The organism is Macellibacteroides sp., from assembly GCF_050251695.1.
GTDB lineage: Bacteria > Bacteroidota > Bacteroidia > Bacteroidales > Tannerellaceae > Macellibacteroides > Macellibacteroides fermentans.
The window spans coordinates 1-24,357 of record NZ_JBFWMI010000007.1 but is presented as its reverse complement, the minus strand read 5'-3'; the positions used below and the strand labels follow the sequence as shown (position 1 = coordinate 24,357).

At 40.2% G+C, this 24,357-nt stretch carries 19 protein-coding genes and 1 pseudogene; 17 read left to right on the top strand and 3 right to left on the bottom strand.

From position 1 onward, the window contains the following. The first annotated feature begins 170 nt into the window (after nucleotides 1–170). The 6 genes from AB7E53_RS02185 to AB7E53_RS02160 all read left to right on the top strand — a co-directional run bounded on the left by AB7E53_RS02185 (nucleotide 171) and on the right by AB7E53_RS02160 (nucleotide 7,220). Nucleotides 171–2,312, top strand: a complete 2,142-nt coding sequence (locus AB7E53_RS02185; RefSeq protein WP_446773901.1) for a Tex family protein — start codon at nucleotides 171–173, stop codon at nucleotides 2,310–2,312. Beyond that, a complete protein-coding gene (ybaK, locus tag AB7E53_RS02180; RefSeq protein WP_068178225.1) occupies nucleotides 2,299–2,772 on the top strand; it encodes a Cys-tRNA(Pro) deacylase in 474 nt (157 codons plus the stop codon). The genes AB7E53_RS02185 and ybaK overlap by 14 nt, the downstream gene beginning before the upstream one ends. Nucleotides 2,773–2,938: 166 nt before the next feature. Next, nucleotides 2,939–4,195: a carboxypeptidase-like regulatory domain-containing protein gene (locus tag AB7E53_RS02175; RefSeq protein WP_068178227.1), complete on the top strand. Its 1,257-nt coding sequence runs from the start codon at nucleotides 2,939–2,941 to the stop codon at nucleotides 4,193–4,195. Nucleotides 4,196–4,243: 48 nt separating this feature from the next. Next, the gene (locus tag AB7E53_RS02170) at nucleotides 4,244–4,795 is read left to right on the top strand and encodes an RNA polymerase sigma-70 factor (protein ID WP_068178229.1); all 552 of its coding nucleotides are present in this window, start codon (nucleotides 4,244–4,246) and stop codon (nucleotides 4,793–4,795) included. Nucleotides 4,796–4,799: 4 nt separating this feature from the next. Continuing rightward, nucleotides 4,800–5,654, top strand: coding sequence for a FecR family protein (locus AB7E53_RS02165; RefSeq protein ID WP_079681932.1), 855 nt, complete (start codon nucleotides 4,800–4,802; stop codon nucleotides 5,652–5,654). Between the two features lie 12 nt (nucleotides 5,655–5,666). Beyond that, nucleotides 5,667–7,220 carry a carboxypeptidase-like regulatory domain-containing protein gene (locus tag AB7E53_RS02160; RefSeq protein WP_446773899.1) on the top strand — a complete coding sequence of 518 codons (1,554 nt, stop codon included), beginning with the start codon at nucleotides 5,667–5,669 and terminating at the stop codon, nucleotides 7,218–7,220. Nucleotides 7,221–7,231: 11 nt separating this feature from the next. Here the strand turns inward: AB7E53_RS02160 and AB7E53_RS02155 are convergent, their stop codons facing one another. Together AB7E53_RS02155 and tsaD are read right to left on the bottom strand one after the other, a co-directional pair. After that, nucleotides 7,232–8,473, bottom strand: a complete 1,242-nt coding sequence (locus AB7E53_RS02155) for a competence/damage-inducible protein A (protein ID WP_079681930.1) — start codon at nucleotides 8,471–8,473, stop codon at nucleotides 7,232–7,234. 11 nt (nucleotides 8,474–8,484) lie between these two features. Next, nucleotides 8,485–9,504, bottom strand: coding sequence for a tRNA (adenosine(37)-N6)-threonylcarbamoyltransferase complex transferase subunit TsaD (tsaD, locus tag AB7E53_RS02150; RefSeq protein WP_068178242.1), 1,020 nt, complete (start codon nucleotides 9,502–9,504; stop codon nucleotides 8,485–8,487). Here tsaD and AB7E53_RS02145 point away from each other — a divergent pair. Both AB7E53_RS02145 and AB7E53_RS02140 read left to right on the top strand, forming a co-directional pair. Beyond that, nucleotides 9,497–14,062, top strand: a complete 4,566-nt coding sequence (locus AB7E53_RS02145) for a translocation/assembly module TamB domain-containing protein (protein WP_446773897.1) — start codon at nucleotides 9,497–9,499, stop codon at nucleotides 14,060–14,062. The two genes, tsaD and AB7E53_RS02145, sit on opposite strands and share 8 nt — an antisense overlap. A 16-nt stretch (nucleotides 14,063–14,078) precedes the next feature. After that, entirely contained in the window at nucleotides 14,079–14,597 is a 519-nt protein-coding gene (locus tag AB7E53_RS02140; protein WP_446773895.1) for an HdeD family acid-resistance protein, read from the top strand. 1 nt (nucleotide 14,598) lies between these two features. Here the strand turns inward: AB7E53_RS02140 and AB7E53_RS02135 are convergent, their stop codons facing one another. Beyond that, complete coding sequence (locus tag AB7E53_RS02135) at nucleotides 14,599–15,501, bottom strand: helix-turn-helix domain-containing protein (protein WP_068178253.1); 903 nt, start codon at nucleotides 15,499–15,501, stop codon at nucleotides 14,599–14,601. Between the two features lie 227 nt (nucleotides 15,502–15,728). Between AB7E53_RS02135 and AB7E53_RS02130 the strand changes: the two genes are divergently transcribed. The 9 genes and pseudogenes from AB7E53_RS02130 to AB7E53_RS02090 form a co-directional block, all read left to right on the top strand. Beyond that, a complete protein-coding gene (locus tag AB7E53_RS02130) occupies nucleotides 15,729–16,334 on the top strand; it encodes a TetR/AcrR family transcriptional regulator (RefSeq protein ID WP_446773893.1) in 606 nt (201 codons plus the stop codon). A 35-nt stretch (nucleotides 16,335–16,369) separates the two neighbouring features. After that, a complete protein-coding gene (locus AB7E53_RS02125) occupies nucleotides 16,370–17,761 on the top strand; it encodes a TolC family protein (protein WP_068178259.1) in 1,392 nt (463 codons plus the stop codon). Nucleotides 17,762–17,798: 37 nt separating this feature from the next. After that, nucleotides 17,799–18,824: an efflux RND transporter periplasmic adaptor subunit gene (locus AB7E53_RS02120; RefSeq protein WP_446773891.1), complete on the top strand. Its 1,026-nt coding sequence runs from the start codon at nucleotides 17,799–17,801 to the stop codon at nucleotides 18,822–18,824. A 21-nt stretch (nucleotides 18,825–18,845) separates the two neighbouring features. Further along, nucleotides 18,846–21,971, top strand: a complete 3,126-nt coding sequence (locus tag AB7E53_RS02115; RefSeq protein WP_446773889.1) for an efflux RND transporter permease subunit — start codon at nucleotides 18,846–18,848, stop codon at nucleotides 21,969–21,971. Nucleotides 21,972–22,037: 66 nt separating this feature from the next. Then, complete coding sequence (locus AB7E53_RS02110) at nucleotides 22,038–22,331, top strand: PG0541 family transporter-associated protein (RefSeq protein ID WP_446771481.1); 294 nt, start codon at nucleotides 22,038–22,040, stop codon at nucleotides 22,329–22,331. 5 nt (nucleotides 22,332–22,336) lie between these two features. Continuing rightward, nucleotides 22,337–22,891, top strand: coding sequence for an STM3941 family protein (locus AB7E53_RS02105; protein ID WP_179399326.1), 555 nt, complete (start codon nucleotides 22,337–22,339; stop codon nucleotides 22,889–22,891). Between the two features lie 131 nt (nucleotides 22,892–23,022). Beyond that, the gene (locus AB7E53_RS02100; protein ID WP_446773886.1) at nucleotides 23,023–23,595 is read left to right on the top strand and encodes a 50S ribosomal protein L25/general stress protein Ctc; all 573 of its coding nucleotides are present in this window, start codon (nucleotides 23,023–23,025) and stop codon (nucleotides 23,593–23,595) included. Nucleotides 23,596–23,680: 85 nt separating this feature from the next. Continuing rightward, entirely contained in the window at nucleotides 23,681–24,244 is a 564-nt protein-coding gene (pth, locus tag AB7E53_RS02095) for an aminoacyl-tRNA hydrolase (protein WP_068178274.1), read from the top strand. Between the two features lie 9 nt (nucleotides 24,245–24,253). Next, nucleotides 24,254–24,357: pseudogene (locus tag AB7E53_RS02090) on the top strand (RNA-binding S4 domain-containing protein); the annotation flags it as partial.

The window sequence follows — 24,357 nt, the reverse complement described above, 5'->3', positions numbered from 1 at the left end:
CTTTACTGCTGATGGACGAACCGTTCAAAGGGCTCGACGAGGCGCTTACCGCTCGGATCATCAATCAGATCAAAGCATTGCACAAAATCAATAAACAGACTATTATCTTTGTATCGCATCAGCCGGACTCGTTGTCCTTGCTGGCAGACGAAACAATAAAACTATAACAAATGACTGAAATATTTTATTCACTTATCTCCAAGGCGTTGGGCATTCCTGCGCGTCAGGTTGAAAAAACAATGGGGTTGCTGGACGAAGGGGCTACCATTCCTTTTATTAGCCGGTACCGCAAAGAGGTGACCGGTGGCCTGGATGAGGTGCAGATTGGGGATATTAACGATCATTACGGCAAATTAAAGGAGGTAAGTAAACGTAAGGAGACGATACTGGCTTCTATTGATGAACAGGGTAAGCTTACCCCCGAACTTAAAAAACGCATTGAGACATCGTGGAATAGCACGGAGCTGGAAGATATTTACCTGCCTTACAAGCCGAAACGGCAGACCAAAGCGGAGATTGCCCGCAAAAAGGGGTTGGAGCCTCTGGCTACCTTACTTATGCTTCAAACAGCTCAGGATAGTACCAAAGCGGCATCGCCTTACGTGAAAGGTGATGTTAAGGATGTACGTGAGGCGCTTCAGGGTGCCCGGGATATTATTGCCGAATGGGTGAACGAGGACGAGCAGGCTCGTAATACAGTACGTAATTCATTTTCGCGGACGGCTGTTATTTCATCCAAAGTGGTTAAGGGCAAGGAAGAGGAAGGTAGCAAGTATCGCGACTATTTCGACTTCAGCGAATCGTTGAACCGCTGTTCGTCTCACCGGTTGCTTGCTCTGCGCCGTGGTGAGGCTGAAGGTTTTTTGAGGGTGTCTATCTCGCCGGATGCCGAAGGGTGTATCGAGAGACTGAACCGACGGTTCGTTAAGGGGCGTTCTGATACGTCTGCACAGGTGGAAGAGGCGGTTGGTGATTCCTTCAAAAGGTTATTGAAACCGTCTATCGAAACCGAATTTGCCAACCTCAGCAAAATGAAGGCTGATGAGGAGGCAATCCGGGTATTCTCCGAAAACCTTCGCCAGCTGTTACTGTCGCCTCCCCTTGGTCAGAAAAGGGTATTGGGCGTGGATCCGGGTTATCGCACGGGATGTAAGGTGGTGTGTCTGGATGCCCAGGGTAATCTGGTCCATAACGAAGCCATCTACCCTCACCCACCCCAGAACGAGAAGGGAAAGGCTGCTTCAAAAGTAGCGCAGCTGGTTAGCACCTATGCCATTGATGCCATTGCCATAGGAAACGGAACGGCCAGCAGGGAAACGGAGCAGTTTATCACCGGTATCCGATACGATCGCAAGGTACAGGTATTTGTGGTGAGTGAGAACGGTGCATCAGTCTATTCGGCCTCTAAAATTGCCCGCGAGGAGTTTCCTGAATACGACGTAACCGTACGTGGTGCCGTGAGCATAGGCAGAAGGTTGATGGATCCGTTGGCCGAACTGGTAAAGATTGATCCCAAAAGCATTGGTGTGGGACAATACCAGCACGATGTGGAACAGGGAGCACTGAAGAAAAGTCTGGATCAGACTGTGGAGAGTTGTGTGAATCTGGTGGGTGTGGATGTAAATACAGCCAGCAAGCACCTGCTTACGTATATTTCGGGACTTGGGCCGACGCTTGCACAGAACATCGTTAACTACCGTGCAGAACATGGCCCGTTTGTTTCACGAAGAGAGCTTCTGAAGGTTCCTCGGATGGGAGAAAAAGCTTTCGAGCAGTCGGCAGGCTTCCTTCGCATCACCAGCGGCAAAAATCCGTTGGATAATTCGGCAGTGCATCCCGAAAGTTACTCCATTGTGGAACAAATGGCTAAGGATCTGAATTGTACTGTTTCGGAACTGATCGCCAACAAAGAGCTTAAAAAGAAATTGAATCTGCAGAAGTACGTAAGTGCTACGATAGGGATGCCTACACTGACAGATATCATGGAAGAGTTGGATAAACCCGGCAGGGATCCGCGCCAGACCATCAAGGTGTTCGAGTTTGATCCGAACGTAAAGAAACTGGAAGACCTGAAAGAGGGGATGGTTTTACCGGGTATTGTTACCAACATCACGGCCTTCGGCTGTTTTGTGGATGTGGGTATCAAGGAAAACGGATTGGTACATATTTCGGAAATGGCCGACAGGTTTATCACCGATCCCACCCAGGTGGTGAGCATGCACCAGCATGTGCAAGTACGGGTTCAAAGCGTTGATTTAGTACGTAAGCGCGTTCAACTATCGATGAAAGGGTTAGCAAATGAAAGTAAATAAGACGAATGTTGCCAGGTTACTGGACAAAGCCAAAGTGGCCTACGAACTGATTCCTTATGAGGTGGACGAAAGTGATCTGAGTGCCATACACGTAGCTGAGCAATTGGGAGAAGATGTGAACCAGGTTTTTAAAACGCTGGTACTGAAAGGCGATAAAACGGGTTTCTTTGTATGTGTGATTCCGGGACAGGAGGAGGTGGATCTTAAGTTAGCCGCCAAAGTTTCGGGCAACAAGAATTGTGATATGATTCCCATGAAGGAGTTGCTTCCTACTACCGGATACATCCGGGGGGCTTGTTCTCCCGTTGGCATGAAAAAACAGTTTCCCACTTTTATTCATGAAACTTGTCTGAATTACCAGCAGATTTATGTGAGTGCGGGACAACGGGGACTACAAATCAGACTTTCTCCCTCTGATCTTATAAGAGAGGTTAGGGCTACGGTTTGTGTATTACTATAGATATTTAGCAGAATAACGCGACACTTTTTAGACTATATAGGGCGGGGATGCAAAAAAATGCATCTCCGCTTTATTTTTTTGTATTTTTTCATAGGGTATTTGATGGGTGGGCGATCTTAGAAGTACAAACAAGAATTGGAAGTATCCACACTAAAAACGTACAAATATGAAAACCAGGATGTATTTTTTATTTGGTTATCTGATGACGGCACTTTTGCTTCTCAGCAGTTACCCGTTGCAGGCTCAGGAAGAGGGCAACTATTTTATTGTAAGCGGAACAGTTAAAGACAAACAGACAAAGAAAAAACTTGAGTATGTAAATATCTCTGTTCCGGGAACCAACGTTGGTACCATTACCAACTCCGACGGTGAATTCACCATCAAGGTGCAGGACTCCCTGCAGGCCAAGGTGGTAGAAATTTCCCATATAGGTTACTACAATTACCGGATCGCGTTGACAGGTAATGATATGGTAGATGAAAACGTAATGCTTACTCAGAATGCGAATGTGCTGGAAGAGGTGGTTGTAAGAGCCCACGATCCGAGAATGCTTGTTGAGGAGGCTATGAACAGGATTGGTAAGAACTACAGTGAAAAGCCTACATTGCTAACTGGTTTCTACCGTGAAACGGCTCAGAAAGGCAAACGTTACATCAATATCTCAGAAGCAATTATCGATGTTTATAAAACTCCGTACGATGAGGATGCTTCCCGAGACCGTGTTCAGATTTTTAAAGGACGTGCTTTGTTAAGTCAGAAAGCCAGTGATACCCTGATTGTAAAACTTTTGGGTGGTCCGAATCTTTCACTTTACGTGGATATAGTAAAGAATCCGGATATTTTACTGGATAAGACAACTCTTGGCTACTTTAGCTTCCGTATGGAAGAGTCTGTAGTGATGGACAACCGCCCGCAGTATGTAATCAGCTTCCAGCCGCAGGCTATCCTACCCTACGCGCTGCACTATGGAAAATTGTATATCGACAAAGAAAGTCTGGCCTTTACAAGAGCTGAGTTTAACCTCAATATGGAAGACCGGGACAAAGCTACCAGTGCCATCTTAAAGAAAAAACCAGCCGGACTTCGCTTTCGCCCTGTCGAAGTTTCCTTCCTGGTTACTTACAAGCAGGTGAATGGTAAAAGCTATCTGAATTACATACGCAATGAGGTACGATTTAAATGTGACTGGAAACGCAGGTTATTCTCTACCAACTATGCCATGGTTTCCGAAATGGTGGTTACCGATAGCAAAGATCAGGCTGTAAATGCGATTCCATACAAAATGTCATTCAAATCAAGCCAGTCTTTATCTGATAAGGTCAGCGACTTCAGAGACGAAAACTTCTGGGGATCCTATAACATTATCGAGCCGACCGAATCTTTGGAAAAAGCAGCAAATAAATTGAGAAAACAACAGGAGTGATTGCTAACTTTTCCTATATTTGAAATTCATTTCAAATAATATCGCGGCATGCTGAATGATCTGATACTGATTGGGAAAATAAAGGAGGGCGACATAAAGGCGTACGAGGGGCTGTTCAGGCTCTATTACGAGCCTTTATGCCGCTATGCCGTTACCTACGTGAACCGGATGGAAATTGCTGAAGAGATTGTACAGGACCTGTTCTATATTTTCTGGAAAGAAAGAAGTAAACTACCTGTATTTCAATCTGTAAAAGCGTATCTTTACGGTGCGGTACGCAATCGGTCGTTGCAACACATCGAACATTTGCTGGTACAAGACAAATACCGTGAAGAGCGGTTGAACGAAGATACGGACAACGATTTTCAAACACCCCTTGAGTCTTTGGAATATAAAGAGCTTCAGGAACGGGTTGAGAAGACAATACAGAACTTCCCTGAACGCAGACAACGGATTTTTCGCATGCACCGTTTTGAAGGAAAAAAATACACGGAGATTTCGGCCGAGCTTGCACTCTCGGTTAAAACAATTGAGGCTGAAATGACCAAAGCTCTCCAAACATTGAGAAAGGAGATCGATTTATACATACATACAAGGTAAAAAAATGAAAGATAGAAATTTACATACAGATCAGACAGTACATACAGATCAGGCATGGAATGAATTGTATTCGCGGCTGGAACAAGATAATTTGATTCCGGCTCGTGGACAAAAGCGTTTGATGCGTCCCGTATTTGCGGGTATGGCTGCTGCTATTGCGGTGCTTTGCCTTTGCGGTGCACTGGGGATCTGGTTGTTAAACGACTGGGGAACAGATGAGCGTCTTCTCTCTCTTAAAAACGGTCCCGAAGACAATACGCTGGTAACGACTCTTGAAGATGGATCAATCATCTATTTAGCTCAGGATGCCACTTTAAGCTACCCAGAACATTTTGAAGCCGACAAGCGGTTGGTTAAGCTGGACGGTAATGCATTGTTTGATGTAAGTGGCAATAAACAGAGACCTTTCCTTATTGAAACAAAATATACCACTATTGAGGTGGTTGGTACAGCTTTCAATGTAAAAAACAATGGTAAAAATGATTTTGAATTATCAGTTCAGCGGGGATTGGTTAAAGTAACCCGTCTTGATAACGGTGAAAGTTCGTTTGTTAAGGCCGGAGAAACCGTAATATTGAATAAGAACTTATTTTTGAAAAGTCCGACAAGCGATATGGATCAGTTTGCCCGGTACACGGAACGGATTCAGTTTAAGGATGAGACCCTCGCTAATATTGTAAGGGTTATCAACCGAATGTCTTCGCAGCCCGTACAGCTATCTTCTTCCGAACTCGAAAACAGACGGCTTACAGTTAGCTTTTACGACAATTCCCCGGCTGCTATGACTGAGCTTATTTGTCTTGCGCTGGGACTGACAAGTGAACAGAAGGAAGATACGTTGGTTATATCGGCTCCTTAAATAAATAATGGAATGAAAACTAAAGCCAACCTTTGTCTTCGTATGTTGCATGGATTGATACTATGCTTTATAGTATTACCCATCCTTGCACAGGAAAGCAATGTGTTGGATAAGCGCATCCGGCTACCCAAAAGTAAAGGTTCTATTTATCAGCTGCTTAATTTAGTGACCGACCGCTCCGATCACCTGTTTATTTACGATAGCAAGGTAGTAAATAACGAACAGAAAGGAAAAATTGCAAAAGGGACTTACACGGTGAGGGAAGCTATTCACGAAATTACAGGAAACAGCAAATTGGGAATGCGTGTAATAGGCAGGCATATCCTGCTTTACATTCCCACTGATACTATTAAAGTTCCTAGAGTAAAACCAATCCAATCCGATTCTGTAAGTTACACCTTGATAGAAGGGTCTGTTCACGACCGGTTGAATGAAGAGATAATTCCTTTTGCATCTGTTAATGTGCTTCATTCTTCGATCGGCACTATCACCAATCAAAACGGAGCCTTTAGATTGAAGGTTCCAGATTCAATACCAAATAAGACAATCCATATCTCGCATGTGGGATATCAACCGGTTGACCTGAACATTGATTTGTTGAGCAACAGCAACAGTCAGATTTATCTGGATCCACGTGTAGTTTCCATCCAGGAGATTATTGTGAGCCTGGATAATCCAATCAAAATTATTAATGATATGCTGGCAGGTATTAGGGAGAATTATCCGGATAAACCCTCTTATCTCACCTCTTTTTACCGCGAAGGAATAGAGTATAAGAAAAAATTCGTCAGCTTGTCTGAGGCTGTTTTCAAAGTGTATAAAGCCAGCTATCATTCGTCGTCTGCCGATCAGGTAAAACTGCTTAAGATGAGGAAAATCACCAATGAAGCAGTAAAAGATACCATTATATTAAAAATGAAATCGGGAATCAATGCGTCTCTGATGCTGGATCTGATTAAGAACATTCCTGATTTTCTATCTCTGGAAGGATTGGACAGGTATAATTTCAGTCAGTCGGACCTGACTGTTATTGACGACAAATTGGCACATGTTATCTCTTTCGTGCAAAACAAGAATGAAAATAGTCCGCTTTACAAAGGAGAACTCTACATTGATGCCGCCAATAAAGCCTTACTTCGGGTTAATTTCGAGATCAATCCCTTCTACATCCGCAAAGCAACTGACATGTTAATTGTGAAAAAAAGTAAGCTTTATGATCTAGAGCCTCAGGCGGTTCGTTACACCGTTTCCTACAAACAACTTAACAGCAAATACTACATAAATCACATTCGTGGAGATCTGGATTTTAAGGTAAAAAGGAAGAAAGCATTTTTTGGAAATTCAACACTGCATACTTGGTTTGAAATGGTTACATGTAAAATAGACACTGCTGATGTAACCCGTTTCACCAGAAATGAAATGCTCCCGACAAGAACTGTTTTTGCTGAAACCAATTTTACTTACGATGAAAACTTCTGGGAAGGTTTTAATGTTATTCTACCGGAAGAAAAGTTGAATGAAGCAATTACCCGTATTTCTTCCAAAATAGAAGAAACAGGGTATTGATTCATTATTAATTATGATTGAAGCATATCCAGCAACATTAATAAAGCCATATTACTTGCACGCAGCATATTCTGTTCACGGTTGGTACCGAAGTGGAATAATTCAGACCTTACCTTATCGCGGCAGGCTGCAGCAATCCAGACAGTTCCTACAGGTTTCTCGGGGGTTCCTCCACTAGGACCGGCAATGCCGGATGTAGCCACAGAGCAATCGCAACCAAGCGTAAGCAAGGTGCCCTTGGCCATTTGTTCTACTACTTCTTTGCTTACTGCCCCCTTTTCTGAAAGGTCAAGTGGTGATACACCCAACAGTTGCTCCTTTACACGATTGGCATAACAGACTATACTGCCAACAAAATAAGCTGAGCTTCCGGGGATGGAAGTTAGTTGGGCTGCAATACGGCCCCCTGTACAACTTTCGGCTGTACCAAGAGTGAGATTCATTTTTATCAGCAGCTCGCCAATCATCTCATGTACGGGCTTATCTTCCTCAACTATAATATTTTCACCTAAGATTTCACGCAACTTTAACGCTTGCTCGGTTATAATTCGTAATGCTTCCGATTCTGTATCACAATAGGCAGATAATCGTAATCTAATAATCCCGGGCTGAGGCAGATAAGCTAATTTAATGTATTCGGGCAGCGCTTCTTCAAATTCCGTTAGCTTAATAGCCAACAAAGATTCAGTGTGGCCTTTTACCCAACAAGTATGATGTTTAATGTATACGTCCTGAAGAAACTTTTTTTTGAGTCGTGGAATTATCTCGTTGCTCATTATCCATTTCATTTCGTACGGGACTCCGGGCATGGAAACCAGAATCTTACCATTTCTTTCAAACCAGGTTACAGGAGCTGTTCCGGCGGTATTCTGAATAACGGTGCAATCTTCAGGCACCAAAGCCTGATTGCGGGTAAGTTCATTCATAACTCTACCACCACGAGAGAAGATTGTTTCTATATTTTCATAAACTTCTTGAGAAAAACGTAAGCGGGTATGAAAATATTTACACAGTGTCTGCTTTGTAATATCGTCTTTTGTCGGCCCGATACCTCCGGTAACCAATACGATCTGAGCCCGGTTCATTGCGGCATCAAACGCATCAAGCATATCCTGTTCGTTGTCGCCCACCGTAGTACGCCACACGACACGAAATCCTTCATTTCCGAGCGCCTGACCAATCCAGGCAGAATTGGTATCTACAACCTGACCAATCAAAAGCTCGTCTCCAATGGTGATAATCTCTACATTCATAACACGATAATTTATAAAACCACTCTTGAGAATGGTGCCGCATCCATTGCGCAAAAATCTTTATCCATGTATTTATAGTACCCGGTAATGGCTACCATTGCTGCATTATCAGTAGTAAATGCGAATTTAGGGATATGAATTTTCCATCCGTAACGGGCGGCATGATCATGAAACGCGTCCCTAAGTCCCGTATTGGCAGAAACCCCTCCAGCCACAGCAACCTCTTTGATATTTAAATCTTTTGCTGCTTTACGCAACTTTGTCATCAGAATATCAATCACGGTAGACTGAAGCGAAGCACATAAATCTGCTTTATTATTTTCAATAAAATCCGGATCCTCCTTCAATCGGTCACGTAAAGTATAAAGGAAAGAGGTCTTCAATCCACTGAAACTATAGTCATACCCCTGAATATGTGGTTTATTAAACTCAAAAGCTTTCGGATTACCTTCATTAGCCAAACGATTCACAACAGGTCCGCCAGGATAACCTAATCCCATAACTTTTGCACACTTATCAAAAGCTTCTCCTGCTGCATCATCAATCGTTTGTCCTATTACTTCCATGTCATTATAGGCGTTCACCTTTATTATCTGAGAATTTCCCCCAGATACCAGTAAGCAAAGAAATGGATAGGTTGGCTGATCTGTATCATCGGGAGTTTCTTTTATAAAATGAGCCAATACATGCGCTTGCAGGTGATTGATTTCTATCATTGGTATCCCTAGCGATGCTGAGAAACCTTTGGCAAAAGATGTTCCTACAAGCAATGAGCCCATTAATCCGGGACCTCGGGTAAAAGCAACAGCACTTAATTCTGATTTATCAATTCCTGCACGTTTAATAGCTTCTGCTACCACAGGAATAATATTTTGCTGGTGAGCACGCGATGCAAGCTCGGGGACAACGCCTCCGTAGGACTGATGTACAGCCTGGCCGGCTATGATGTTGGACAACAATACGCCATCTCTGATTACAGATGCCGAAGTGTCATCACAAGATGATTCGATTCCAAGGATTGTTATGGACATACTATATTCTTTTTTTCTGCAAATTAACAAAATCTATCGCGATATTGTTGTAGTTTTGTACTTAAAATATAGTAAAGGTATCAGAGGTCTTAAATACATAATAATTTTTCTTCTTTTTATATTCTGGATATTCTATGCCGTACCGGTAATTCTGTTACATATACCCTATGTGCAACAGAAAATCGCACATACAGCGTCTAAAGAATTATCCGAGTACTTGCGTGTACCCGTAAAAGTTGGAAAAGTTGATTTTGAATGGTTTCACAGTATTGTGCTTGAAGATTTGTATTTGGAGGATCAGCATAAATCCGTACTTTTCAAAGCGAACCATGTTTCTGCGGGATTTGAGTTACTACCAGCATTGAAGGGTAAATTTGTTTTCACAACAGTAAGATTGTTTGGATTCGATTTGCATCTAAAAAAAGCAACTCCCCAGGAAAAGTTAAATCTTCAATTTATTATTGATGCCTTTGCAAGCAAGGATTCCGTAAAAAAAGAGACCAACGTTGATTTAAAGTTTAACTCAGTACTCGTTCGTAAAGGGAATGTGTCATTCGATGTGAGCAGTACTCCCGAAACTCCTGGTAAATTTAACGGAAAGCATGTAGCTATAAAGAATATAAGCGCCAAGATATCCATCAAGGCTTTCAATAAGGACAGTATTAATGCCTCTATCAAGAAACTTAGCTTTACTGAGAAATCTGGATTCGAATTAAACAAGCTAACGCTCAATCTTACTGCAAATAAAGATAGTGCTTCTATTCAAAATTTTGAGGTTAAATTACCTCAAACCGCTTTAAAGATCGATAGGGCAAATGTGGACCTGACACAAGTAGACAGTATAGGACAGCTGGTTGATAATGCCAAGTTAACCTTACGGATAGCTCCATCGGAAGTATGCTTGAAAGATCTTGCCTCATTTGTTCCTGCTTTTCAGAATTTTGCCGACATTATCGAAATGTCGGCCGAAGTTTCAGGTAGTGTTGACAATATTGATCTGAAAAGACTTACTGTAAAGTACAGCGACAAAATGTTATTCTTAGGCAAGATGGAACTGAAAGGTATCACCCATCCGGAAGAAGCCTATGTGTTTGGTCAGGTTAACAAAATGTACCTGACTACCGGAGGTATTCAAGGCCTGGCGAATAACTTCAGCAGTAAACCTGTGGTTTTACCACGGGAGATTGTCAAATTGGGAACAATCAACTTTACAGGAGAAATTTCTGGTTTTTTTGATAATCTGGTAGCATTCGGCAGATTATCATCAGCTATCGGTGCAATTCAAACCGACTTAATTTTTGGAAGAAATAAATCAAAGGGAATTGACTCTTATCTAAAGGGTCATATGGCGACTTCCGGTCTTAAAATTAATGAACTTTTTGATGCCGGAAATCCATATGGAAATGTTGCCTTTGATATAACACTTGACTCCCAACGACCGGCAAACGGTAATTTTTCAGGAAATGTGAAAGCGCTCGTAACCGAAGTCGATTTTAAAGGCTACACTTATAAGAATGTAAATCTTACCGGGAATTTCAAGAAGAACGGTTTTAATGGGATGATTAAAGTTGATGATCCGAATGGAACATTATATGCCGAGGGCCTATTTGAACACCGTGGTAAAAATTCTGTTTTTAATTTTGTTGCAGACTTAAAGAGCTTTCGGCCTGATAAGCTTCATCTTACCAATGCATATGATTCTCCTGAGATATCAGGTACGTTAAAAGCCGATTTTACAGGGAATACGATTGATAATGTTGAGGGTAATATCCGCATTGACAGCCTGTCATTTAAAACAGCTCCCAGCGAATTTTTCATCAACAAATTTCAAATCGCTGCTTCAGGGCATTCTTTAGACAGAAGGCTAACCATCACATCCGACGTTATTAACGGAGAAATTAACGGATCATATTCATTTGAAACTATAATTCCCAGCCTGATGAATACCTTTAAAGGATATCTTCCGGCATTAATCAAGGCAACTCAGAAAGAAAAGAAAACCAAAGAGAATAACTTCTCATTACTGCTTACGATAGAAAATACCGATAGTATTTCCAAAACGCTTAAACTTCCTGTAACGATTGTAAACCAATCTCGTATTGTGGGACACTACAATAACAAATACAATAAATTCAGAGTTGAAGCATTTCTTCCGGGATTTAAAGTTGGTGCTTCGGCCTTCGAATCGGGATATATGGTATGCGATAATCCCACTGATGAAATCGTTCTTCATGTTAAAGCAACTAACTTTAACAACAAGGGACTTAAAAACTACCTTGATCTTTCTTTAAATGCAAAAAACGATAGAATTAATTCTCTTATCAGTTGGGCAAACAATAAATCAAAAACTTTCAAAGCAGATTTATCTTCGTCTACCCACTTTGTAATGCAGGAACAAGAAGCTGGACCTGCCAAATTAAGGACTGAAATAGAACTGAATCAAAGTCCGATTATTGTTAATGATTCTCTTTGGCAAATAGAGCCATCCAATATCTTCATTGAAAACGGGAGAATTATGATTGATAATTTTTACGCTTATCACGATGATCAGTTTATTCGATTGGATGGAGATGTTTCCAAAACACCCACAGACACGCTCAAGCTTGACTTAAAAGATGTAGAACTCAGCTATATTTTCGACATAGTAAATATTCCGGTACTACAATTCGGCGGAAAGGCGACAGGAACCTTTAATCTGAATGATCTTTATGGTAGCCGTGTATTAAATACGGATCTGGAAATAGAAAACTTTTCATTCAACAAAGTTCCCTTTGGTAAATTAAATCTATACAGTGAGTGGGACGATCAGCAGCAAGGAATCATGATGCTTGGCAGCATTTATAAAAATGACAGTACATGGACTGATATTAATGGATTTATTTACCCGGTTGGTGAAAAATCCGGACTATCGCTTTACTTTGATGCGAATGATATTGATATTTCTTTTTTGCAACCTTTTATGCAGAACATTGCGAAGAACATCAAAGGAAGTGGATTTGGTAATGTTCATTTGTTCGGTCCGTTCAGTAAGCTTACAGTAGAAGGTGAAGCATTGATTAAAGACGGAGGTCTCGGTATCGATTATCTGAATACCTATTATACTTTTACAGATTCAATACATCTTACGCCGGAAACAATCCGTGTAAAAGACCTTACTCTGTACGATAAAGACGGAAATAAAGGGAAGGTAAACGGAGAGGTAAATCATCAATTTTTCAGAGACTTCAATTTCAAAGCGACTGTACAGGCAGACAATATGCTATTATACAATGCCACTCCACGTCAGAATCCCCAGATTTCGGGAACAGCCTACGGAAGTGGTTCGGCTACGATACAAGGGAACGAACAACTCATTAACTTTGATATAAATATGAGAAGTAATCCCGGCACTTCCATTGCATTGAATTTTATGGAGGGTTCTAAAGCCATGGAATACGACTTTATCAACTTTGTTGAAAAAGACACAATTGCCACTGATAGTAAAGGAAGTAGTCTTTCCTCAGAAAAGAAACAAAATTCATCTGGAGGTGCAGAATACCGAATGAACTTTTTACTGGATCTAACACCCGATGCACAAATTGAACTTGTAATGGATCCTGTATCCGGAGATAAGATTAAGGGGTATGGGAATGGCAATATGCAAATCCAGTACGGTACAAAAACTGATTTACGAATGTATGGAGCATACAGCATAGAAAGCGGAAGTTATAATTTCAGTCTCCAGCAGGTTATCCAGAAAGACTTTAATTTAAGGGAAGGAAGTACAGTATCTTTCCGAGGCGATCCGTTTGATGCCAATCTGGATATCAATGCAATTTATAGTTTGACTGCCAATTTAGGGGATTTGGATGAATCTTTGGCACAGGAAAGTGCCCGGACCAATGTGCCTGTAAACTGTGTATTGAATTTAAATGGAGTATTAAGGAGTCCGACTATTTCTTTTGATTTGGAACTCCCCAATTCGAATGAAGAGCTTGAAAGAAAAATGCGTAGCTTGGTCGACACCGAGGAAATGATGACCCGCCAGGTTGTCTACCTATTGGTTTTAAACAAATTCTATACGCCCGATTATGCCATGGTCAGCTCCACTACATCAGGCTTTGCATCGGTAGCTTCTTCGGCCATATCATCGCAACTATCCAACATTCTAAGCAGCATAACAGACAAAGTGCAGATTGGAACAAACATACGGGCCAGTGAGTCATCCTTTACGGATACAGAAGTTGAAATGATGCTTTCGAGTCAGCTTTTGGATAACAGACTCCTATTTAACGGGAATTTCGGGTATAAGAATAACCCAACACAACCCAGAACATTTGTCGGAGAATTTGATTTGGAATATAAACTAAACAAAAGTGGAGAAATAAGGTTAAAAGCCTACAACCACTCCAATGACATGTACAAATATCTTAAATCTGCTCTCACAACTCAAGGAGTTGGCATCATGTTTAAAAAGGACTTTGATCGCCTGGGTGATATTTTCCGTAAGCGCAGAAGATACCAGCTTATACCAGCCGACTCAACCAAAAACACTTCCAACAGACTTATAATAAACTAAAAAAACAAGTACTAAAATGAAACAGATTAACAACACGCTTTTAAGAAGCATTTTTGCCATATTATTAGGATTAATGTTGATCCTGTGGACAGAGCTGGCCATTCTTTATTTAGTAATGACAATCGGTGTATTATTTATATTCCCCGGGATCATATCGCTACTATCCTATTTTACACAAAGAAAGCAGCAATCTGCAAGTAAAGCAATATTCCCGATTGAAAGTGCCGGAAGTATACTGTTTGGAGCCTGGCTACTTATTATGCCTGAATTCTTTGTTAACATTCTGATGTACATATTTGGGGGATTGCTTCTAATCGCAGGTATCCATCAGCTGATAACCCTGATTTTAGCTCGGAAATGGAATATTATCCCGTGGCTATTTTACATTATGCCAACAATCACCTTAGCAATCGGAATTATAATCATTGTTTATCCGTTTGCGGTAATAACAAACACCTTCATTCTATTTGGTGCGACCTCAATCTTTTACGGACTGTGTGAAGCTATTAGCTGGCTCAGATTCAGAAAAAGGTAAATCAGGACTTCCTGTACTCCATTGGCGATATTCCCATATATTTCTTAAAGAATTTACCAAAAGTAGACTGATCCGAAAAGTTTAACATATCGGCAACCTGCTGAATGGTGGAGTTGGGGGTTTTAAGCAGAACTTTAGCCTCCATCAAAAGAGCTTCGTCAATCCACTTACTGGCAGATTTTCCGGTAAGTTCTTTAAGTATAAGAGATAGATATTGTGGAGTGATGCACAATTTTTCGGCATAAAAATTTACGCCATGCTCGCTTTTACTGTGCGTTAACAGTAACTCCAGAAAATGTTGAAACATCTCTTCTTTTCTGGTTAAGACAGGTTGTTTGTGAATACTCTCCTTATCTACAAATATATTACCCAATTCCAACGTAAACCCGATAAATGTATTACGTAGCACTTCGAGCTGAAAGTGATGATTTTTTAATCTGATCTTATTTATGAACAGCTTCATATAATCATTTAACAAGACGGCTTCTTCAGGTTCAAGCAATACATACGGATTTTTTCGAAGCTGCATATACAAGGTTGCCGAAGGAGGGGTTTTAATAGAACTGCATTCATCCAGAAAATTCTGCGACAGAATAAGAAGTTTTGCTTTAAAATCTTCGCTTCTCGAATATACCTGAATTGTATGTGTCGGCATTATCATCAATAAACTAGGATTCATCAGAGTATGCAATGTAAAGTCAATCCCAACTTTCGCCGTACCCTGAAGTACCAGGATAAACATTACAGCATTGATTCGCAAAGGAGATGTATAAAGATCGTCCGGATTCTCCGACGGGAAATGAGATCCTTCAGCACTTGCAACAATTACATCGTTATTGAAATTATCACTGCTTAGAATTTCTTTATTTAATTCTATGATTTCAAAAGATGGCAAATGTATCATAAAAGTTAATTATATATTTGCAAATATAAACAATAATAAAATACAACATCCATTTTATCATGTTTCATTTTTCACCAAAGTTGCTTTAATTTTGACATATAATTAAGATATAAAACATAAAGAAATTCGATTTTGACTAACTCTGTAACGGAATAAACCTTTCCAGTTTTCTTAATATAAAAGAAATTTGCACATTCAACTAAATTCAAATTTCAGACTCAGTAAGAATGATAAAGGATCAGATAATGATAACAGCTTACGACCTCTTCGCTCAAAATGGCATAAAGAGTGTTAGCATGGATGATATAGCACGGTCGATGGGAATTTCAAAAAGAACCATTTACGAATTTTACACTGATAAAGAAGATTTATTGTGTAGAGGGATTGTATATACTTACAACCGGTTTAAAAAGCTATTGAGCACATATGAATCAGAATCTGAAACTGTAATTGAAGCTATTCTCGGATTTTATCACGAGCTGATTAAACATCCCAAATGCTACAACAAAAAGTTTTATGCGGATTTGAAGCGCTATCCAAGGGCAATGGAAATAGAATCACTTTACAAAAGTGAGTTCTCTGAAACATGCAGGAGGTTATTCGACAGAGGAGTTAAAGAGGGCGTTTTTATGTCTGAGATAAACTTTGAATTGATAACATTGATAGCCAACAAGCACATCAATATGCTGGAACCATCGAAAGCTTTTTCCAGTCACTCTCTGGTAGAGATATATAGTACTGTTGTTTATCTCTTTTTGAGAGGTATCAGTACTGATAAAGGACAAGAAATTATAAGACATTATGCTTTGACATCCAAAGTATTCCATTCATAAACATAAAATAAAGTAACAATCAAAATAATCTGTAAATGAAAAAATTATCGATAAGTAAGAAGATGCTGCTGGCAATACTTATACTATTGCCCTCAACGGATTTTACTTTGAGCGCCCAGGATACATTGAAACTGGATCTGAGTAAAGCCTTAGAGATCGCCTTAAGTGAAAATCCCACCGTAAAGGTTGCGAATAAAGAAATTGAAAAGAAAAAGTATGCCCAAAAAGGTGCCTATGCCCCACTGTTTCCTCAAATTAACTTTTCGGCCGATTATAACCGGACTTTGAAAAAGCAGGTTATGTATCTTGATGGATTCGGAGCCATGGGAGGAGGATCTGAAACAACAACACCCACCGAAGGAACAGAAACTATGGATATAAGTAAAGGAATTGAAGTAGGTCGTGATAATAACTGGAGCTATGGTTTTAATGCGTCCATGCCACTTGTTGCACCAACACTTTGGAAAAGCCTTACTATATCGGCCATTGATGTGGAACTTGCAGTTGAAAAGGCCCGTTCATCAAAAATAGCCATGGTAAATCAGGTAAAGAAAAGCTTCTATGGAGTGCTGCTGGCAAACGACTCTTACCGGGTTTTTAAAAGCAGCTACGACAATTCCATGGAAAACTACCAGGATATTAAAAAGAAGTTTGATCAGGGACTGGTTGCCGAATATGATTTGATTAGAGCAGATGTAAGTGTAAAGAATGCCATTCCAAATATGCTTCAAGCCGAAAACGCGCTGACACTTGCCAAATGGCAGCTTAAAGCCCTTTTAGGTATGGACCTGGATCTTGCCATAGATTGCGAAGGCAAACTTACAGAATTTGAAAACGAGTTATACGCAGATTACCTAAGTACCGACACTTCGTTGGTCAACAATTCGGATCTTAAACAGCTTGATATTCAAAGCAATCAGCTCAAAGAGACCATCAAAATGCAAAAATTTGAATACCTGCCTACCCTATCCTTGTCTGGAATGTATCAATGGTCGGCTATGAACAATAATTTTAAATTCAGCGAATACAGATGGAATCCCTATTCGGTTGTAGGAGTGTCGCTGTCGATTCCAATATTTTCCGGAGGAGGCAAATACCACAAAATCAAACAATCGCAGGTAACTCTCGAACAACTCAGCTTACAACGTGAAGATGCCAAGCGAAACCTCCAATTGGCTCTTAAGCAGTATCTGGACAATATGAATACCTGTATCAAGAAATTCAATGCAGCGCAAAAAGGTGTTAGTCAGTCGGAGAAAGGATATCAGATCGCGCAAAAGAGATACGAAACCGGATCAGGCACATTGCTTGAATTAAATGATGCAGAATTAGCTCTTACTCAATCGAGATTAAATTACAACCAGGCTATTTATGATTATATGATAGCTAAATCAGACTTGGAGAAAACTCTGGGAGAACAAAAATAAAATGAATACAAACAACAAATTCAATAGGATAAATACAATGAAGACAAGTAAAATGTTGTACAGAATACCCGTCATAACCATGGCTGCACTATTATTAGTGTCTTGCAACAACGAAAAAAAGGATCAAACCACCACACAAGATCAAAAAGTACAGGTAAAAGTTGAAACAGTTACTTCGCAAGACGTGGAACAGACAAGCGAATTTACCGCTACCGTTGAAGCGAGTGTTACAAATAAGATAGCTCCTCAAATGGCCGTTCGAATAGATAAGGTGTTTGCAGAGGTGGGCGATAAAGTCAGAAAAGGTCAGAAACTGGCCCAAATGGATCAGTCCAACCTGATGCAGTCTAAAGTTCAGATGGAAAACATCGAAGCCGAATTCAAACGTCTGGATGAATTATATAAAATAGGAGGTGTGTCTAAATCGCAATGGGAAGCTCAAAAGACTTCTCTTGAGATTGCGAAGACAAGCTACCGCAATCTGTCGGAGAATACACAGTTAATAAGTCCGATTAACGGAGTTGTAACTGCACGCAACTACGATAGCGGGGATATGTTTTCTATGGGTACTCCCATTTTTGTAGTTGAAGAAATCCGTCCGGTTAAACTTCTGGTAAATATTTCGGAAACGCTGTTTACTCAAGTGAAGAAAGGAATGCCCGTAGATGTAAAACTAGATGTATACGGCGACGAAGCATTTGCTGGAAAAGTAAGTCTTGTCTACCCATCTATAGATTCTCAAACCCGGACTTTTCCGGTTGAAATAACGGTAGCAAATAATGACGAGCGTGTTCGTCCGGGAATGTTTGCCCGGGTCACAATCAACTTCGGAGTGAAGCAAAACGTTGTTGTTCCCGACTTAGCCATTGTTAAGCAGTCCGGTTCGGGAGATCGTTACATTTACGTGTACAAAGATGGAAAAGTATCTTACAACAAAGTTGAGTTAGGTCGCCGTATGGGAGACAAATACGAACTTATTTCGGGTGTAGAAAACGGAGACCAGGTTGTTGTTACCGGACAGAGCCGACTAAACGATGGCATGGAAGTTGAAATCGTAAAATAAACCTAAAAGAAATTTATTACTATGAGTATATATGGAACAGCGGTAAAAAAACCGATAACTACAGCCCTTGTATTTGTGGCAATAGCTATATTCGGTCTTTTTTCCCTAAACAGACTTTCCATCGACTTGCTTCCACAAATAGATGAAACCACAATCATGGTTATGACAGCCTATAATGGAGCAAGTGCATCGGACATTGAGACCAATGTAACCCGTCCTTTGGAAAACGTTTTAAATAGTGTAAGTGATTTAAAACATCTTACATCACAATCAAAAGAGAATATTTCGGTTATCACCCTTGAATTTGAGTATGGTGTTGACATTGATGTTGCAACCAACGATGTCCGAGATAAATTAGACATTGTTGAGTCAGCACTGCCAGAGAATGTAAGCAACTCTACTATTTTCAAGTTCGGAATGGATGATATTCCTATTCTTTTATTAAGTGTTCAAGCAGGCGAAAGTACAAACGCTCTCTATAAGATTTTGGACGATAAAGTGGTCAATCCTCTGAACAGAATTAGTGGAGTTGGTTCTGTTTCTATAGCCGGAGCCCCCGAAAGAGAGATTCAGGTATATTGCGATCCCTTTAAACTTGAAGCTTATGGATTTTCAATACAGTCTATTTCTTCAATCATAGGACAGGAAAATCTCAATACACCCGGTGGTAGCATTGATATTGGCTCCAACACCTATTCATTAAGAGTGCAGGGAGAATTTACGGATGCGAATGAGCTTCTGAACACTGTAATTGGAAATTCAAATGGAAAGAATATTTATTTAAAGGATGTAGCTCGTATAGAAGATACAATTGCTGAGCGTTCACAGGAAGTTTATAATAACGGATCACGTGGAGGAATGATCATTGTTCAAAAACAATCGGGAGCTAACTCAGTAGCAATATCAAATGCAGTACTTGAAAAGCTTCCTGAGATTCAGGCAGGATTACCTTCGGATGTTAAACTTGGTGTAATTGTTGATACGTCAAAGAATATCAGAAACACTATTTCAAGTTTAACAGAAACAATCCTGATAACCTTTATTCTGGTTATGTTGGTTGTATTTATATTCCTTGGAAGATGGAGGGCAACATTCATTATTATTCTCACCATCCCCATATCACTGGTAGGAGCATTCATATATCTTCTTGCATCTGGCAATTCGCTAAACATTATATCACTCAGCTCGCTTTCTATTGCAATAGGGATGGTGGTAGATGATGCGATTGTTGTTCTAGAAAATATAACAACCCACATTGAGAGAGGAAGTAAGCCAAAGCAAGCAGCTGTTCATGCAACAAACGAGGTGGCAATTTCAGTTATTGCTTCGACTCTTACCATGTTAGCAGTATTTCTACCTCTTACGATGGTGACAGGGATGGCAGGCGTATTATTCCGTCAACTTGGCTGGATTGTAAGTATTATCATGATAATATCTACAACCGCAGCATTAACCCTTACCCCAATGCTTGCATCTAAGATGATGCGTTTAGACCCTAAGAAGGGACGACTCTTTATCTTATTCTATTCGCCAATCGAAAAAGCATTGGATGCATTGGATGTAGCCTATGCACGGTTGTTAAATTGGTCGGTACGACATAGAAAAACTGTTATTGGTTTAATTACACTCATATTTGCAGCTAGTTTAATGCTTCTACCCGTAATTAAGACTGAGTTCTTTCCTACTCAAGATAACGCGCGAATAGGTATCAAGATTGAATTACCAGTGGGTACACGTCAAGAAATTTCCAGAGAATTTGCATTAAAGATCAACAAGGAGTTCATGAATAAATATCCTGAAATTGAAACCTGCAACTTCAGTTCCGGACAAGCCGATACCGATAATGCATGGGCATCAATGAGCGACAATGGTACACACATCATGAACTTCAATATTAGCCTTTCAAGTATTGCCGAACGAGAACGGGGGTTAACAGAAATCTGTGACTTAATGCGCGAAGATCTAAACAAGTATACAGAAATTAAAACCTTTGAAGTAATAGCAGGAGGCAGTAATGGATCTATGGGAGGACAAAGCACCGTTGATGTTGAAATATATGGTTATGATTTTGCGCTTACCGACTCAGTTGCCAGAGAGTTATCAGCCCGGATGCAGAAACTAAAAGGCTGTAGTCAGGTAACTGTTAGCCGAGGTGATTATATTCCGGAATACCAGATTGACTTCGATAGAGAAAAACTTGCTTTAAATGGGCTTAATGTCTCTTCTGCGTCTCAGTCCCTTCGAAGCAGAATTAATGGGATAACCGCTTCTTATTATCGAGAGGAAGGTGAAGAATACGACATACGCGTTAGATATGCACCCGAATTCAGACAATCGATCGAAGACATAGAGAATATTCTGATCTACAATAATCAGGGAAAAGGCATACGAATAAGAGAATTAGGTAAAGTTGTTGAAAGGATGACACCTCCAACTATCGAGCGAAAAGACCGGGAGCGTATTGTAACAATTTCGGGATATGTTGGAAAAGGAGCTGCTCTGAGCGAACTCGTTTCCCAGACTCGTGCTGAGATTAAAAAGATGAGTATTCCGAGTGAAATATCATATGTAATTGGTGGAGCTTACGAAGATCAGCAAGAAACATTTGCAGATCTGGGATTGCTAATGGCTTTGATTGTTATTCTTATCTTCATTGTTATGGCATCTCAGTTTGAGTCACTCATTGATCCATTTGTCATTATGTTCTCCATTCCCTTTGCATTCACAGGTGTATTTATGGGACTAGCTATAACAAATACCCCATTAAGTGTAATGGCTTTAATTGGAGTTATCATGCTTTTGGGAATCGTAGTTAAAAATGGAATTGTTCTTATAGACTATATGATTCTTTGTAGAGAAAGAGGAATGGGTATTATTGGTGCTGCAGTAACTGCAGGGAAATCGCGTTTACGTCCGGTTCTTATGACTACAATGACTACCGTATTAGGTATGATTCCAATGGCTGTTGGAACAGGTGAAGGTGCTGAAATGTGGAGACCCATGGGTATGACTGTAGCTTGGGGACTTGCTGTATCAACAGTGATTACACTAATTATTGTTCCAGTTGTTTATTCTGTTTTTGCAGCCAATGGAGTAAAGCGTAAACGCAGAAAACATGCTAAACTTATACAACTCGATCAATTATAACTATACGACTACAGGGATAGATAAAACATCTATCCCTGTAATTATAAACCAATAAATAAGTATAAAATGAAAGCAATATTTATATCGTTTAATCAGGCTTATTATGAAATGATACTAAGCATAATGGACAGAAACAATCTGCGCGGTTTTACCTATTGGGAAGAACTTCAAGGTAGAGGTAGTGTAACCGGAGATCCCCATTATGGTAACCATGCATGGCCTACACTTAATTCGGCCATTCTAACAATGGTGGAAGATGAAAAAGTAGACAACTTCTTAAACTTGCTTCACAAAATAGATAAACAAACAGAGGCTCAAGGCCTTAGAGCCTTTGTCTGGAATATAGAAAAAAGTATTTAATATAAATGGAAACAAACAAGGAAGTTAAATTCAAAATCCATAAAAGAACAAGACTAAAGCTTCTATTTGGGCTGGTATCATCCTTATTATTAGGACTAATTCCTGTTTTATGGGCCGACAATCTTGAATTTGGCAAAGGCAAAATGGCCATTTTATTAGTAGGAGCTGTTTCTTGCGGTCTTTTTGTTTTTACTGTTTACTCATTATATAAATTACATAAATCCAAGTATATTGGAGTACGTTTAACAAGTGAGGGAATTGAAGACCTGGCTACAGGTAGCCAGGTAGGTATTATCCGTTGGGATGATGTTACTAAGATCAAGGTAATGAACGACATCAGCAACCTAGAACTTAAGTATGTTGTTTTAGTTCTTCGTAATCCAGAAGAATATATACATAAAGAGAAAACAAACAGTAAAAAAAGAACTTTAAAGCTGAAAAACGATTTCTACGGTTCACCCATTTGTATTTCTACCAGATTACTGGATGAACCCTTTGACATTCTGTATGATACTATTTGTAAGTATTATTCAGTATATAAGCGACCTGAAATAGTGTAGATAACTGAAATAGTGACATCTATTTTGTAAATCAATTTTATTTTGTATCTTTGCACCGCTTTTTACCTCTCGTGTAATGGGAAATTAGGAAGAAAGCTAATTTTGAGTAACACAAAAAAACAAATTGTAAAATGAAAACATTCCAATTAGAAGGAACTCCGAGAACTGAAATCGGAAAAAAGGCTGCTAAAGCTATTCGTAAAGAAGAAATGATTCCTGCTGTTCTCTATGGTGGAGAAAGCACTATTCACTTCAATGTAACTAAAGATGCTGTTCGTAAACTGATTTACACTCCAGAGATTTTCATTGTTGATTTGACTATCGGAGATAAAAAGACAAAAGCAATCGTCAAAGACCTTCAGTTCCACCCGGTAACTGATGCTGTTCTGCACATCGACTTCCTTGAAGTATTTGACAACAAGCCTATCGTAATGGAAGTACCTGTTGTACTTGATGGTTTTGCAGAAGGTGTTAAGGCAGGGGGTAAATTGAGCCTTGAAATGAGAAAGTTGAAGGTAAAAGCTGTTTACACTGCAATTCCTGAAAAACTTAACATCAACATTGATAAGCTTGGTTTAGGTAAGACAATGCAGGTAGGTGCTCTTCACTTCGAAGGTCTTGAAATCATGAACGCAAAGAACGCCGTTGTATGTGCTGTTAAGCTGACTCGTGCCGCAAGAGGTGCCGCAGCTAAGGGTAACTAATTCGGAAAAGTTTTTACAATACAAAGGGAAGGGTGTTTCTGAACAAGAGATATTCTTCCCTTTTTCCTTTTAAAAAAGTATACGCATGAAATATTTAATTGTAGGATTGGGAAACATTGGTTCGGAGTATTTAGGTACGCGCCACAACGTTGGATTCAGGGTCGTTAATGCCCTGGCCGAAGACGCCGGTGTATCTTTTACCGAAAACAGGTACGGAGCAACTGCCCAATTCAGGATTAAAAACAGTGAATTGGTGGTTCTGAAGCCCAACACCTTTATGAACCTGAGCGGTAACGCCGTGCGTTACTGGTTACAGAAAGAGAATATTCCGGTTGAGAACCTGCTTGTTGTGGTAGACGATCTGGCTTTACCCTTCGGCACACTTCGGCTGAAGCCCAAAGGAAGCGATGCCGGACACAACGGATTAAAAAACATTCAGGAGTTGTTAGGTACCCAGGAGTACTGCCGACTGCGGTTTGGTATCGGAAGCGACTTCCACCGGGGCAGACAGATCGATTACGTTCTGGGACAGTTTCCTCCCAATGAACTGGCAGAAATGCCTGAAAAGATGAAGAGGGCGGTCGAGATTATCAAAAGTTTTTGTTTGGCTGGTGTGCAGACAACAATGAATCAGTACAACAATAAATAAACATAGGATATGGCAGAGGTAAGGATTGATAAATGGATGTGGGCCACCCGTATCTTCAAAACACGTACCATCGCTGCAGAAGCATGTAAAAAGAACAGAGTAATGATTCAGGG

Coding starts and splice junctions, on each gene's coding strand:
- AB7E53_RS02120 (WP_446773891.1), top strand. CDS start 17,799: ATGAAGACAAGTAAAATGTTGTACAGAATACCCGTCATAACCATGGCT.
- AB7E53_RS02140 (WP_446773895.1), top strand. CDS start 14,079: ATGAAACAGATTAACAACACGCTTTTAAGAAGCATTTTTGCCATATTA.
- AB7E53_RS02170 (WP_068178229.1), top strand. CDS start 4,244: ATGCTGAATGATCTGATACTGATTGGGAAAATAAAGGAGGGCGACATA.
- AB7E53_RS02130 (WP_446773893.1), top strand. CDS start 15,729: ATGATAAAGGATCAGATAATGATAACAGCTTACGACCTCTTCGCTCAA.
- ybaK (WP_068178225.1), top strand. CDS start 2,299: ATGAAAGTAAATAAGACGAATGTTGCCAGGTTACTGGACAAAGCCAAA.
- AB7E53_RS02105 (WP_179399326.1), top strand. CDS start 22,337: ATGGAAACAAACAAGGAAGTTAAATTCAAAATCCATAAAAGAACAAGA.
- AB7E53_RS02135 (WP_068178253.1), bottom strand. CDS start 15,501: ATGATACATTTGCCATCTTTTGAAATCATAGAATTAAATAAAGAAATT.
- AB7E53_RS02100 (WP_446773886.1), top strand. CDS start 23,023: ATGAAAACATTCCAATTAGAAGGAACTCCGAGAACTGAAATCGGAAAA.
- pth (WP_068178274.1), top strand. CDS start 23,681: ATGAAATATTTAATTGTAGGATTGGGAAACATTGGTTCGGAGTATTTA.
- AB7E53_RS02155 (WP_079681930.1), bottom strand. CDS start 8,473: ATGAATGTAGAGATTATCACCATTGGAGACGAGCTTTTGATTGGTCAG.
- AB7E53_RS02160 (WP_446773899.1), top strand. CDS start 5,667: ATGAAAACTAAAGCCAACCTTTGTCTTCGTATGTTGCATGGATTGATA.
- AB7E53_RS02165 (WP_079681932.1), top strand. CDS start 4,800: ATGAAAGATAGAAATTTACATACAGATCAGACAGTACATACAGATCAG.
- AB7E53_RS02175 (WP_068178227.1), top strand. CDS start 2,939: ATGAAAACCAGGATGTATTTTTTATTTGGTTATCTGATGACGGCACTT.
- AB7E53_RS02145 (WP_446773897.1), top strand. CDS start 9,497: ATGGACATACTATATTCTTTTTTTCTGCAAATTAACAAAATCTATCGC.
- tsaD (WP_068178242.1), bottom strand. CDS start 9,504: ATGTCCATAACAATCCTTGGAATCGAATCATCTTGTGATGACACTTCG.
- AB7E53_RS02110 (WP_446771481.1), top strand. CDS start 22,038: ATGAAAGCAATATTTATATCGTTTAATCAGGCTTATTATGAAATGATA.
- AB7E53_RS02125 (WP_068178259.1), top strand. CDS start 16,370: ATGAAAAAATTATCGATAAGTAAGAAGATGCTGCTGGCAATACTTATA.
- AB7E53_RS02185 (WP_446773901.1), top strand. CDS start 171: ATGACTGAAATATTTTATTCACTTATCTCCAAGGCGTTGGGCATTCCT.
- AB7E53_RS02115 (WP_446773889.1), top strand. CDS start 18,846: ATGAGTATATATGGAACAGCGGTAAAAAAACCGATAACTACAGCCCTT.